Source organism: Shewanella sp. ECSMB14101, from assembly GCF_000773485.1.
GTDB classification, from domain to species: domain Bacteria; phylum Pseudomonadota; class Gammaproteobacteria; order Enterobacterales; family Shewanellaceae; genus Shewanella; species Shewanella marisflavi.
Map to the genome: position 1 here is coordinate 34,819 of NZ_JSFF01000001.1, position 13,025 is coordinate 47,843.

The 13,025-nt window shown below is 50.4% G+C and carries 13 protein-coding genes; 9 read left to right on the plus strand and 4 right to left on the minus strand.

Going from position 1 to position 13,025, the window contains the following annotated elements; genetic code table 11:
* Positions 1 to 64: 64 nt before the first annotated feature.
* Positions 65 to 919 carry a 4-(cytidine 5'-diphospho)-2-C-methyl-D-erythritol kinase gene (gene ispE, locus NY07_RS00230; RefSeq protein ID WP_033537342.1) on the minus strand — a complete coding sequence of 285 codons (855 nt, stop codon included), beginning with the start codon at positions 917 to 919 and terminating at the stop codon, positions 65 to 67.
* Positions 909 to 1,514, minus strand: a complete 606-nt coding sequence (gene lolB, locus NY07_RS00235) for a lipoprotein insertase outer membrane protein LolB (protein WP_235363868.1) — start codon at positions 1,512 to 1,514, stop codon at positions 909 to 911. Before lolB ends, ispE begins: the two co-directional genes overlap by 11 nt.
* Positions 1,515 to 1,884: 370 nt before the next feature.
* Here lolB and hemA point away from each other — a divergent pair, with 370 nt between their 5' ends.
* From hemA to NY07_RS00255, 4 genes are all read left to right on the plus strand, one after another.
* Positions 1,885 to 3,135 (plus strand): glutamyl-tRNA reductase, encoded by a 1,251-nt coding sequence (gene hemA, locus NY07_RS00240; protein WP_033537343.1) that lies wholly within the window; start codon positions 1,885 to 1,887, stop codon positions 3,133 to 3,135.
* Between the two features lie 13 nt (positions 3,136 to 3,148).
* Entirely contained in the window at positions 3,149 to 4,234 is a 1,086-nt protein-coding gene (gene prfA / locus NY07_RS00245; RefSeq protein WP_033537344.1) for a peptide chain release factor 1, read from the plus strand.
* 38 nt (positions 4,235 to 4,272) lie between these two features.
* A complete protein-coding gene (gene prmC, locus NY07_RS00250) occupies positions 4,273 to 5,115 on the plus strand; it encodes a peptide chain release factor N(5)-glutamine methyltransferase (protein WP_033537345.1) in 843 nt (280 codons plus the stop codon).
* 185 nt (positions 5,116 to 5,300) lie between these two features.
* Complete coding sequence (locus NY07_RS00255) at positions 5,301 to 5,543, plus strand: hypothetical protein (protein WP_033537346.1); 243 nt, start codon at positions 5,301 to 5,303, stop codon at positions 5,541 to 5,543.
* A gap of 77 nt (positions 5,544 to 5,620) precedes the next feature.
* On the opposite strand, the gene NY07_RS00260 is transcribed toward NY07_RS00255, so the two are convergent.
* A complete protein-coding gene (locus NY07_RS00260) occupies positions 5,621 to 6,046 on the minus strand; it encodes a GNAT family N-acetyltransferase (protein WP_033537347.1) in 426 nt (141 codons plus the stop codon).
* A 121-nt stretch (positions 6,047 to 6,167) separates the two neighbouring features.
* On the opposite strand from NY07_RS00260, the gene NY07_RS00265 reads away from it, so the two are divergent.
* The 5 genes from NY07_RS00265 (at position 6,168) to NY07_RS00285 (ending at position 11,371) form a co-directional block, all read left to right on the plus strand.
* On the plus strand, positions 6,168 to 6,554 hold the full coding sequence (locus NY07_RS00265; RefSeq protein ID WP_033537348.1) for a SirB2 family protein: 387 nt from the start codon (positions 6,168 to 6,170) through the stop codon (positions 6,552 to 6,554).
* Positions 6,554 to 7,342, plus strand: a complete 789-nt coding sequence (locus tag NY07_RS00270) for a transglutaminase family protein (protein ID WP_033537349.1) — start codon at positions 6,554 to 6,556, stop codon at positions 7,340 to 7,342. Before NY07_RS00265 ends, NY07_RS00270 begins: the two co-directional genes overlap by 1 nt.
* 136 nt (positions 7,343 to 7,478) lie before the next feature.
* Positions 7,479 to 8,732, plus strand: coding sequence for a DUF819 family protein (locus NY07_RS00275; protein WP_033537350.1), 1,254 nt, complete (start codon positions 7,479 to 7,481; stop codon positions 8,730 to 8,732).
* Between the two features lie 73 nt (positions 8,733 to 8,805).
* The gene (gene kdsA / locus NY07_RS00280; protein WP_033537351.1) at positions 8,806 to 9,654 is read left to right on the plus strand and encodes a 3-deoxy-8-phosphooctulonate synthase; all 849 of its coding nucleotides are present in this window, start codon (positions 8,806 to 8,808) and stop codon (positions 9,652 to 9,654) included.
* A 175-nt stretch (positions 9,655 to 9,829) separates the two neighbouring features.
* Positions 9,830 to 11,371, plus strand: coding sequence for an AbgT family transporter (locus NY07_RS00285; RefSeq protein WP_033537352.1), 1,542 nt, complete (start codon positions 9,830 to 9,832; stop codon positions 11,369 to 11,371).
* Between the two features lie 118 nt (positions 11,372 to 11,489).
* Here NY07_RS00285 and NY07_RS00290 read toward each other — a convergent pair whose 3' ends face one another.
* Entirely contained in the window at positions 11,490 to 12,929 is a 1,440-nt protein-coding gene (locus tag NY07_RS00290; protein WP_033537353.1) for a methyl-accepting chemotaxis protein, read from the minus strand.
* Between the last annotated feature and the right edge of the window lie 96 nt (positions 12,930 to 13,025).

Consider the following 13,025-nt stretch of genomic DNA (forward strand, 5'->3'; position numbering starts at 1 on the left):
TGTATGGACCTCAGGCGTATGCTTCATTGTAATGACCGAGATAAATGGCTTATCCCGCATGATCTTAGCGCTGCTCTAATCTCAGCACTAATGGTGATTTATTTGTCCCTTTGGCGATAAAACCGCGCAATTCTGCCGGCAACTGGGCAAAGACCTGCTCTGCTTGCTGGCGAGTGTCAAAGATACCGAATACACAAGCACCGGTTCCCGTCATTCTGGACGGCGCATATTCTATCAGCCACGCCAATGCTTTGGCAACTTGGGGGTATTGCTCGGCGACCCTCTGTTGGCAATCGTTGTGCCAGGCACTGCTCATTAAATCGTCCATCGACAACTTAGGTGTATCCCTTGGGAGTTGCGGATCGTTAAACACCTCGGCGGTGGAAACGTGTACATCAGGCGTCAGGATCAGGTACCAGTTTTCAGGGGCGTCGACTGGGATTAGCTTTTCCCCAACACCTTCGGCAAATGCGGCGAAACCATTAATAAAAACAGGGACATCAGCCCCAAGGGATAGACCTATTTGGGCCAGTTCTTCTTGGGGTAAATGGGTCTGCCACAGATGGTTCAAGGCGACCAGTGTGGTGGCCGCATCGGAAGAACCGCCACCAATACCGCCGCCCATAGGCAGTTTTTTATTCAGCCAGATCTCGGCGCCGAGGGGAGTACCTGTATACTCCTGCAGTGATTTTGCAGCTTTTAGAATTAAGTTATCGCTATTTGCGACAACTGCTTCCATCTCAGAATGGAGAGTAAGGGTTCCTTGCTCATTGATGGCAAAATCCAGATAGTCGCAGTAGTCAATAAACTGAAACAGGGTTTGTAGTTCATGGTAGCCATCAGGACGGCGACCGTTGACGTGAAGAAACAGGTTGAGTTTAGCTGGCGCCGGCCAGCCCTTAGAGAGGTTATTTGTCATCTGTCGATTCCGATTGCGCGTCGGTTATGCTGTGCGGTGTTAGAGCTTGCCATTGATTAACTTGCAGTTTCAGACGAATCTCATCTCGTTGTAACGTTAATAATCTGGGTACGTCTGCGCCGCTTTGTTGCTGCCAGCTGTTAAAGCTGACCTGCCAAGGGGTATTGTCTGTGTGGTTAAGCACTTCTTGTGGGCGGCCTTTCGCATCAAAGGTTATCACCTCATCTTGGGGCGAGATCTGGCCTGTGATCCACAGAGGTAGCGTGTCGACGGGGATAGACCAGCCTGTGAGACGCTTGAGCAAGCGCTCCGCCTCGGTATCCTGATAGATCTTGCCATCGAGGGCTAAGGTTGCCTGGTTTGGACGCTTGGTAAGTGTCATTACCGTGGTGCCTAACATAGTCGTCAGGGTAAGCTCGTCATTGGATTGAGTGTGAAACCAGTATAGGTTTGTGCTGAATTTGTCGTCTGGAGTACGAACGGCCAACTTACCTTGTAGTTCCCAGGCATGGGCCTGACTGGCATGTTCTACTTGGGTGGGGAGAAGACTAGTCGGCTGACGGGAAGCACAACCTGAGAGTGCCAACAGGACCAAGACTACACCGCTTATCGATATTTTTGTGAAGTAGTTCAAATTATTCGTCTATTGCTAAAATGACTGGTGCCTATGATACGAGGGCTGACATTAAATACCAATGACTAATCGTTAAATTTCCTGCCAGCCTAGGCTAGGGTTAGCAATGGCTAATTTTCCAGAGTGGAGCGCGAACTTGATTTAAGCCTGCAGGTTTAATAGAAAAAAGTTGTGACAAGCCAGATTATTGTTCGGTTTTGTTAAGCGTATTCTGTTTTTAGTTGATTCAATTGCGTAGAATGACTGCCATTAAGTGAGATGATTTCGGGCGAGTACCCCAGTAGTCATAAACTCCCAAGATTAACAGACCCTAGAGACCAGAAAGAGTCAGATGAGCCTTGTAGCAATCGGTATTAATCATAAAACAGCCACTGTAGACCTACGTGAAAAGGTAGCGTTTGCGCCTGATAAAATTCATGAAGCAATGAAGAGTCTTGCCAGTCGGACTAAGACAGGTGAGGCGGTGATCGTTTCTACCTGTAATCGCACCGAACTCTATTGCAACACGGGTGATGAGGCGGATGTGATCAGTTGGCTGGAATCTTATCATCAATTATCCCACGATGATGTCTTGCCATGCCTGTACAAGTATCAGGGGCAGGAAGTGGTACAACATCTGATGCGTGTCTCTGCCGGCCTGGATTCGCTCATTCTGGGCGAGCCGCAGATCTTAGGTCAGGTTAAACAGTCGTTTGTGAAAGCCAAAGAGGCTGGCACAGTGGCTGTGACCATGGACAGATTGTTTCAAAATACCTTCTCGGTTGCTAAGAAGGTGCGCACCGAGACTGAAATCGGTGCCGCGGCGGTTTCCGTTGCCTTTGCTGCTGTGAGCATGGCTAAACATATCTTCTCGGCGCTCAGTGCTACTAAGGTGCTACTGATTGGCGCCGGTGAGACCATAGAGCTGGTAGCACGTCATCTAAAAGACAATGGTGTCGATTCTATGATAGTCGCTAACCGCACCATTTCTCGCGCCGAGGCCATGTGCGAAGAGTTCGGCGCCACAGCAATTACGCTCGAACAGATACCAGATTTTCTCCCTAAGGCCGATATCGTGATATCCTCTACCGCCAGCCCATTACCTATACTGGGTAAAGGCATGGTAGAAAAAGCGCTTAAGCAGCGTCGTCATCAACCTATGTTATTGGTTGATATAGCAGTTCCTAGAGATATCGAGGCCGAAGTTGCCGATCTGGACGATGCCTTCTTATACACGGTTGACGATCTGCAAAGCATCATTGAACAGAATATGGCCTCCAGACGTGAGGCGGCCGAGAAAGCTGAATTAATTGTTGAAGAGGAATCTCATCAATTCATGGAATGGATTCGATCGTTAGAGTCGGTCGATAGCATTCGTGAATACCGAAGCCAGAGTATGGCGATCAAAGATGAGTTGGTTGAGCGAGCAATCAATAAATTGGCCCAGGGTGGTGATAGCGAACAGCTAATACTGGAACTGGCGAATAAGTTAACCAATAAGTTGATCCACGCGCCGACCCAAGCGCTCACCCAGGCGAGTCGCCGCGGTGACCTCAATACCATTGGACAATTAAGAGCAGCGCTCGGACTAGATAAAGACTAAGGTTAGCGTTGTAATGAAGGACAGTGTTATTCGCAAGCTCGAAGGCTTGCTTGAGCGTAATGAAGAAGTTTTGGCGCTGCTGAGTGATGCGGAAATCATCGCCGATCAGGAGCGTTTTCGCGCTCTGTCCAAAGAGTATGCTCAACTCGAAGATGTCGTCAAAAGCTTTCAAGCTTATCGTCAGGCTGAAGAGAACCTCGCCTCAGCGCAAGAGATGCTTGCCGAAGATGACGCCGATATGAAAGAGATGGCTCAGGAAGAGATCAAAGAAGCCAAGGCGACTCTGGAGACCTTGGAAAGTGAACTGCAGATCCTCTTGCTGCCTAAAGACCCTAAAGATGATAACAACGCCTTCCTTGAGATCCGTGCCGGTGCCGGTGGTGACGAGGCGGCAATCTTTGCGGGCGACCTTTTCCGCATGTACAGCCGTTACTGTGAAGCAAATCGTTGGCAGATGGAGATCATGAACGCCAACGAAGGCGAACATGGCGGCTTTAAAGAGATTATCGTCAAAGTCTCTGGCGACGGTGTTTACGGTAAGCTCAAGTTTGAGTCTGGCGGACATCGCGTGCAGCGTGTACCAGAAACAGAATCTCAAGGTCGCGTACATACCTCTGCCTGTACCGTAGTCGTGATGCCTGAGATCCCAGAAGCCGAAGCGATTGAGATCAATCCTGCTGATCTGAAGGTCGATACCTTCCGCGCCTCGGGCGCCGGTGGTCAGCATGTTAACAAGACAGATTCTGCTATTCGTATTACCCATATTCCATCGGGCATAGTCGTGGAATGTCAGGATCAACGCTCACAGCATAAAAACCGCGCCCAGGCCATGAGCGTCTTGGCGGCCCGTATTCAAGCTGTCGAAGATGAGAAGCGCCGTAGCGAAGAGGAATCGACTCGCCGTAACCTGGTGGCCAGTGGTGACCGTTCAGAGCGTGTGCGTACCTATAACTTCCCTCAAGGACGTGTGAGTGAGCACAGAATCAACCTTACCCTTTATCGCCTCAACGAGGTAATGGAAGGGGATCTCGATGCCATCCTAGGCCCCTTGATGCAGGAAAACCAAGCCGACATGTTAGCAGCCCTTTCCGAAGGCTAATCCTGCTTGCATTGCCGCTGGGTAATTAAGGAAATTCTTTGTTTCAAACGTTAGCACAGGCCCTTGAGTGGGCCTCGACTCGACTACAGGATGTGTCTGACAGTGCCAAGCTCGATGCTGAGGTGATGTTGCTGCATGTTATTCATAAGCAGCGCACTCATCTCTATACTTGGCCAGACGAACGCCTGACCAGCGAGCAGGTCACCGAATATAAGCAGATGGTCGCGCGTCGTCTGCTGGGAACCCCTATCGCACATATCGTCGGAGAGCGTGAGTTTTGGTCCTTGCCCTTCATGGTCAATCCCACCACGTTGATCCCGCGCCCAGATACTGAGATCTTGGTTGAAACCGCCCTTAACCTGCCGCTGGCCGATAACGCCAAAGTGTTGGATTTGGGCACGGGCACCGGGGCTATCGCTTTGTCGCTGGCCTTTGAGCGCAGTAACTGGCAGATCACCGCGGTCGATAAGGTACTCGAAGCTGTGGTGCTTGCCAAAGCCAACCGGGACAATCTTAAGCTGCCTCAGGTTGAGGTGCTGCAGAGTGATTGGTTTGATGCCATTACTCACTATGACTTTAACCTGATCGTCTCCAATCCGCCCTATATCGATGAGGAAGATGAGCATCTGTCTCAAGGGGATGTGAGGTTTGAACCCCACAGCGCCCTGACGGCGGGGGAACATGGCTATGCGGATCTCTTCCACATTGCCACGGCCGCCCGGGATTATTTGGCACCAGGCGGTTATCTGCTGCTTGAGCATGGCTTCGGCCAGGCGATCACTGTGCGTGATAAGATGATCGAACTGGGTTATGAGGCGGTGTCGACGGTGCGAGATTTTGGCAGTAACGACAGGTGTACCTTGGGTCGCTGGCCAAGATAGCCGTTGAGTGTCCTAAGTCCAAATCACAAGCGCCATGGGTTTACCCCGTGGCGTTTCTGTTTTTGCCTTAGGAAAAATAGTTGAGTTTTCATCTAGCTTGTTATCGGCGCAGTCGGTAGGCCATAATCTAGCAAGTAAAAAGGCAGCGGCGGGGACAATCGCCGTGACGTCGTGAGGAGAACTGCATGAAGATGATCGTTATGTTACTGGCCTTGTTGATCCTTGGTTTCTTATATTATCAGCAACTTGGCAAGCAACCACTGCTCAGCGAGCAGACTGAGGCGGCTTTGGAGACAACCCAAGGCGCGGGCCCTAAGGTGCCGACGCGGCCCGAGGAGATAGCCGATTTCGAGAAGGAGATGAACACCTTGATGCAGGAGGAGGCTGATAAACGTGCCAAGGCGTTAAAGGAAGCTCAAGAGCAGTAATTCCAGCGCAGCAGGTCAACAGGGGGCAATGGCTTGAAGTGCTTGAAATCAACACCACCGCCCTGATGCTCAATCTACTAGAGAGTCTTGGTCATAAAATACTTACAGCCCGTTGCCGGATAGGCCTTTTGCGTCCATTCCAGTCGATAGCCTCTGGCCTCATAGAAAGGCTTAGCCTGAAAGTTTAGGGTGTCGAGTATGGCATAGACACAGCCTCGTTCTTTGGCAATGCGCTCGGCTTCTGCCAACATCTTGCTGCCGATAGCTTTTCCTCTTAGTGCTTCGCTGACCCAGAAGTTATCTATCATTAGCCAGTTGCCGAAAGTGCGCGCCGATAGACCGGCTATAAGCTCCCCGGCCTCATTTTCCAGCTTTAAACCTAGCGGTAAGCGCTCGCTAACTTCCCAATGTTGCCAGTTAAATTCAGCGATTTTCTGTTTAACCGTCTCGGCGAATTCGGCCGAGTCATCATGTATTAAACGAGTGTCCTGTTGCGTTTTCAAAATGCCTTCTCTTATTGAAAATGATTGTGTCCATTTAACTTAGATAATCTCAGTACGATATTGGTGCCTCGGCCTTTGATCGGGTACACTAGCGCCTTTGCGAGCCACTAAAGAAGAGACAATGGACAGTTTATACCCAGCTATTAAGCATATTCACCTCACCTTAATTGCCGTGAGCGTGCTGTTTTTTATTGTACGTTTTGCGCTGCATCTTAAGCAATCTGCCATTATGGAGAAGAAATTTGTTAAGATAGCCCCCCATGTTATCGATACCTTCTTGCTCCTATCTGGCTTAGCTTTATGTTTCATCATTAAGCAGTATCCGTTTCAGGATGCCTGGTTAACCGAGAAGATCGGTGCCGTCTTTGCCTATATCTTCCTGGCAACCATAGCGATGAAGGCAAATCGCAACAAACTTTTCAAGACTTTTGCCGCCTTAGGCGCTCTGGCTTGGGTGATGTACGCCGCTAAGCTAGCGATGTTTAAACAAGCAATATTAATGAGCTAATGACAAATCCGATCCTAAAAGATGAACTCTCCTTGCCTGAGAGTGCGTTTGACATCTCTACTCACTTAGGGTTTTCCGATAAGGAAGCCGCTAAGTGGGCCTGGTATGAATTGGCTGGCTCAGTGTTAAGCCATTACCTGGTGGACAGAGAGGCACGTCTGGATGCGCTGCTGAACTGGTTTTATCAGGACCTGGGCTTTTGCGCCCGAGATTCTTACTTCAGTATCGAAGCGGCCGATCTGGCGACCTGTATTACCACGCGTCAGGGTAACAGCACCACACTGGCGACAGTGCTGATGCTGCTGGGTAAACAGCTGGATCTGGTATTGCAACCTCTGCTACTGCCTGGCACGACTGTGCTGGCTTGTCGTTTGGATGATGTGGTGCGTTATATCGATCCTTTGACCGGTAAATCCCTTACGCGTCACCAGCTGCATGTATTGGTACGTGGAGAGCTGGGGAATGGCGCGCCATTTAAGCCGCGCTATTTGAAGCCTGCGAGCCTAAAGCGCCTGCTGTCGCGTATGCTCCATGAACTGAAAGCCGGTGCCATATTGGCCAGTCAGTTTGAGAGTGCGATGGAGTGCTGTAACTTGCTGTTACAGTGGCATAAAGATGATTTAAACCTGAATCGTGAAAGGGCCTTTATTGCCCAGCAGCTAGGCTGTATCAGCGTCGCGGCAGCGGATCTGAGACACTTTGTCGACAATAGCCCTCACGATCCTGTGACCGAACTGGTCAAGTTACAATTAAAAGAGCTCAACGATGAGGTTGAGGTCTATCATTAACCCTTAGCGTCGAGGCCGGGAAGGCCTCTCGCGGGGCAAAAGATAAAGCCCGCATCCCCACTGTGATGCCGCGGCCACCCATATAACTACAACAATAAATAACGAATACAGAATAATAAATACTAAGGGAGATGAAATGAGTAGTACCGCATTAGTGACCAATGACGCCACGGGCCTGGGGCTACTGGCGATTATTTTAGGCTTCGTATTTTACACCAACAGTAGCCAACATCCTTTTTGGGTTAAGTTTTACCGATTTATCCCGGCCTTACTGCTTTGTTATTTTCTTCCCTCGTTACTGAATTCATTCAATATTCTCGACGGTGATACCTCGAATCTTTATTACGTGGCCTCCCGTTATCTGTTACCCGCCTGTTTGGTGCTGTTGATCTTAAGTGTCGATCTCAAGGCGATCTTAAGCCTGGGGCCTAAGGCGATAGTGATGTTCCTGACTGGTACCGTAGGCATAGTGATCGGTGGGCCTATCGCGCTGCTGATCATCTCGACTATCAACCCTGAGGTGCTGGGTGTCAGCGGACCCGATGCGGTTTGGCGCGGCATGACCACGCTGGCCGGTAGCTGGATTGGCGGCGGCGCCAACCAGGCGGCGATGAAGGAGATCTATGAGGCGGGCGGCAGCATCTTCTCTATCATGGTGACAGTGGATGTGATTGTCGCCAATATCTGGATGGCAGTACTGCTGTTTATGGCCTCAAAGGCCAAAGAGATCGATGCCAGGACAGGCGCCGATACTCGTGCTATCGAGACACTCAAGCAGAAGGTTGAAAAGTATCACGCCGAAAACGCGCGTATTCCCAGCCTTAGAGACCTTATGATGATCGTGGCCGTAGGCTTTGGTATTACTGGTCTTGCCCATATGATCGCCGATTTTCTCGGCCCCTTCTTTGAAGCAAATTATCCTTGGACTCGCGATTACAGCCTGACCTCTAAATTCTTCTGGTTGATCGTTACCGTTACCACCATAGGCTTGGCCATGTCTTTCACGCCAGTGCGTCACTTGGAAGCTGCTGGTGCCTCCAAGGTCGCCTCGGCCTTCCTGTACATTCTGGTGGCGACAATCGGTCTGCATATGGATGTATTTAAGCTGTTTGATCCGGCCAACCTTTGGTATTTCGCCATCGGGATTATCTGGATGGTAGTGCATGCTAGCTTTATGTTGCTGGTGGCCAAGTTGATTCGCGCGCCGCTGTTTTACATGGCGGTGGGTAGCCAGGCTAACGTGGGCGGCGCCGCTTCGGCACCTGTTGTCGCCGCAGCCTTCCATCCGGCGCTGGCCCCGGTCGGTGTACTCCTGGCGGTATTAGGCTATGCTGTAGGCACTTATATGGCGTGGTTATGTGGGCAAATATTACAGGTGGTCGCGCTATAATCAGGTGATCCGCCCGATAAGATTCAGTTGATTCATGCCGGGTATGGCCCGGCAACTTAAGAGAGAAGTAGCAATGAGTAATAAGACCATAAAGTTAGGTAGCATTGAAATTGCAAACGATAAGCCGTTTGTTTTGTTTGGCGGCATGAATGTGCTCGAGTCTCGCGACCTGGCCATGCAGATTGCAGAGACCTATGCGGAAGTTACTCAGAAGCTGGGGATCCCTTATGTGTTTAAGGCCTCATTCGACAAGGCTAACCGCTCGTCGGTTAACTCTTACCGTGGTCCCGGCATGGAAGAGGGATTGAAGATCTTTCAGGAGATTAAAGATACCTTTAACCTCCCCTTGATCACTGATGTACACGAGACACATCAGTGCCAGCCTGTGGCCGAGGTCGTGGATATCATTCAGCTGCCTGCCTTCCTAGCGCGCCAAACCGATCTTGTGGTGGCCATGGCTAAGACCGGCGCGATTATCAATGTGAAGAAGCCGCAATTTTTGGCCCCACATGAGATGCGCCACATCATCACCAAGTTCAATGAAGCGGGCAATGATGAGATCATCCTGTGTGAGCGCGGTTCTTGTTTTGGCTATAACAACCTGGTTGTCGATATGCTGGGTATGGACGAGATGAAGCAGTCGGGTTATCCAGTGATCTTCGATGCGACTCATGCACTGCAGCGTCCTGGTGGACGTTCCGACAGCGCAGGTGGTCGTCGCGCACAAGCCACAGAGCTGGCCCGTAGCGGTATGGCACTAGGCTTGGCCGGTCTGTTTATCGAAGCCCATCCCGATCCTGACAATGCTAAGTGTGATGGCCCGTGCGCATTGCCACTGCATCAGCTTGAAAATTATCTCACTCAGATGAAGGCTATTGATGATCTGGTGAAATCTTTCGCACCGATTGACACCAGCAAGTAGTCACTAGCAAATAGACATCAGCAAGTAAAAGTTGCTGCATCGAAAGCCTCGCTCATTGAGTGGGGCTTTTTTCTGTCTGTGATTTAAGGTTGATTACAGCCTCAGTTTGTATCCTGTTGCTATATTAAGAAAGCCGATTAGTTAAAAAATCGGCGTTATAAATCAGAAGGGTAGAATGATGGCAAGAAATGATAAAGCGCCAGGCATGCTGGGAAGGGCATTGGATGGCATTGAACGTGTGGGCAACAAGTTACCGGATCCAGCGATGCTGTTTCTGATGTTGCTCTTTACCGTGTGGGGCCTTTCCTGGCTGTTATCCGGTGTGAGCTTCGAGGCGATAGACCCTCGCTCTAATGAGCCAATTCAGGTGAGCAATTTACTCAGTGGTGAAGCACTTACTCACTTTTTAACCTCCATGGTATCGACCTTTACCGCCTTTGCTCCCTTGGGGGTTGTCCTGGTCGCCATGCTGGGTGTCGGTGTTGCAGAACATTCTGGTTATATCAATACCGCGCTGAAACAGATGTTGAAAGTCACGCCAGCCAAATTGCTTACGCCTGCGGTGGTATTGGTGGGGATTATTTCTCATACCGCGACAGATGCCGGGTATGTGGTTGTGATTCCCTTGGCCGGGGTGATTTTCTTTACTGTTGGGCGACACCCGTTAGCGGGAATAGCGGCGGCATTTGCTGGCGTATCAGGTGGTTTTTGCGCTAACTTTATTCCCTCAGGCATAGACCCTCTGCTACAGAGCTTTACCCAATCGGCAGCGCAAATCGTCGATCCGGATATACGAATCAACCCGCTGAATAACTGGTTCTTTGCCGCTTCTTCTTGTATCCCCATCACTTTGTTGATCTGGTATCTCACCGATAAGGTGCTTGAGCCTAGGTTAAACCGCACCCATAAGGTGGCGCGGGATCAGGTGGATATTCCTGCGATGGAGCAAACCACGGCAACAGAATTGAAAGCTTTTCGTATTGCCACTGTGGTGATGTTGCTTGCCATTGCTGGTTTCTTTTCTCTGACCCTGTCGGAAACATCGACTCTTAGGGACGCTAACGGCTCATTGACCAGTTTTAGTGCGCCTTTGATGCAATCGATCGTGCCGCTGATCTTTCTCTTCTTCGTCTTACCTGGGGTCGTGTTTGGTTATCTGACTAAGACATTTAGCAGCTCAGCTGATGTAGTGCAGGCGATGTCAAAGTCCATGAGCGGTATGGCGCACTATATCGTGATGGCGTTTTTCTGCGCCCAGTTTGTGGCTGCTTTTTCTGCCTCAAATCTTGGGGCGCTTATTGCCGTAGAGGGTGCTGGCGCGCTAAAGGCGATGAACCTTTCGGCCGAAGTCACCATAGTGGGTATGATTATCTTAGTTGGCTTCGTGAACCTTTTTGTCGGCTCATCATCTGCCAAGTGGGCGCTAATTGGTCCGGTACTTGTCCCCATGTTGATGCAGTTGAATATTAGCCCTGACTTATCCCAGGCTGCCTATCGCGTTGGCGACTCAAGCTCGAACATTATTACCCCTTTGATGCCATATTTCCCCTTGGTGGTGGTCTACTGCCAGCGCTACGTTAAAGGGATTGGCATAGGGACCTTAATCTCTATGATGCTGCCATTCAGCTTGGCCTTGCTCACTATCTGGAGTGCTTGGTTGCTGCTCTATTGGTCGCTGGGGATCCCACTTGGCTTAGGGGCAAGTTATACCTACTAATTTACAGCCTAAGTGTCACAGTCTCTCTTAAAGGCGGCTGATACAGGCTTTAAACCTGAGCATTAAAAATGGCCGCCCTGGGTTAGCATGGCGGCCATTTTTATACCTTACCTTTTGTTTAGGCGGTCTGGTAACGTGCGAGGATTTTACCCAGACTCTCAGAGGCTTGGGACAGCTGACTCACGCCAATTGATGATTGGTTTGCCAGCTCTTTAATAACATTGGCCTGCTGCCTAATTTCACTCAGTTCTGATGCGATGTCGTTAGCCACTGCGCTCTGCTCTTCGGAAGATGCGGCGATCTGGAAGCTCATATCGATAACCGATTGCGATGATTCGTTAATGGAGCTGACATCTGTGCCTATTTCAGTGATCAACGACTGACTGGATTCGGCCTGCTTAACGGTGCGCTGGGTGATGTTGTCTATGTTATTGGTTTCCTGCTGCAGATTTTCAATCATCGCCTGGATTTCTACCGTGGCAGACTGAGTGCGGCTGGCCAGGGTTCTTACCTCGTCAGCAACAACGGCGAAGCCACGGCCCATTTCACCTGCGCGGGCCGCCTCAATGGCAGCGTTGAGCGCCAACAGGTTAGTCTGCTCTGAGATGGCGTTGATGGTGGTGATCACCTCATTGATCTTAGTGGCGTTGATCTTAAGGGTGCTGACTGAGTCGGAGGTCTGCTCGATAAAGCCTGAGAGCTGCTCGATATCCTTAATGGCGCGCTGCACGCGCTCATAGCTTTGGCGGACAGATTGTGAGTTTTGCTCCACTTTTTCTACCGAGCTATTGGAGATGTTAGAAACTTCACCTGCGGAAGCTGTCATCTCCTCCATGGCGGTCGCTACCGAGTCGAGTGACTGGTATTGCTGCTCGATCTGACGCTCGCTCTCCTGATTTTCCGCTGCAAAAGAGCTGGCGGTAGCATGCAGGGTCTCGGCATTTTCTTTCACCGTGACCACAAGCTCGGTGAGGGTGTCCATGGCATTATCCAGGGCGCAACCTATGGTGCCAAACTCATCGCGACCAGGGTGAAAGCCTAGGCGAGAGGTGAGATCGCCCTTGGCGATATTCTTAGTGGTCGTCCACAGTACCCAGAGCGCGCCGCCAATAAAGGTCGCGTTCCAGTAGAGCAGAATAGAGAAGGGGATTAGCCAGAGATAGGTGAGCAGCAGGCTGTATAGTGCCGATTGTTTGGCCTCGCGTTCCTGACTGGCGACATTCTGTGTCAGAGACAGGTTTTGTCCGGCGCTGCTGCGAACCACTGCGGTGACACTGTCTTGGTTGCGGCTAGATTTCGCTTGTCCGCTGGATTGAATATTGAGGCTGGCAAATTTGTCCGTTTGGCCGCTGGCCTCGAGGGCTCGTATCATGCCCGTGAGCTCTCCTTCGAGGGCCATGACGGACGCCTGCTCTATCTTGTCGATACTCTCCTGATAGCGGTTGACGCCTAAAAAGGTGATGGCGATGAAAAACAGCGCGCCAATGACCCAAAATTTATCGTTGATAGACATCTTGATGAAGAGTTTATCTATGGTGCGAAAATTCACTTCTCTCATAGTTTTTTTCCGTCTTAAACTAAGGCTGAGGCCTTAGGCAATAGTAGAACAAAATAGGGCAACACATTTAAAATTACGCCCTTTTTGCTAATAAAT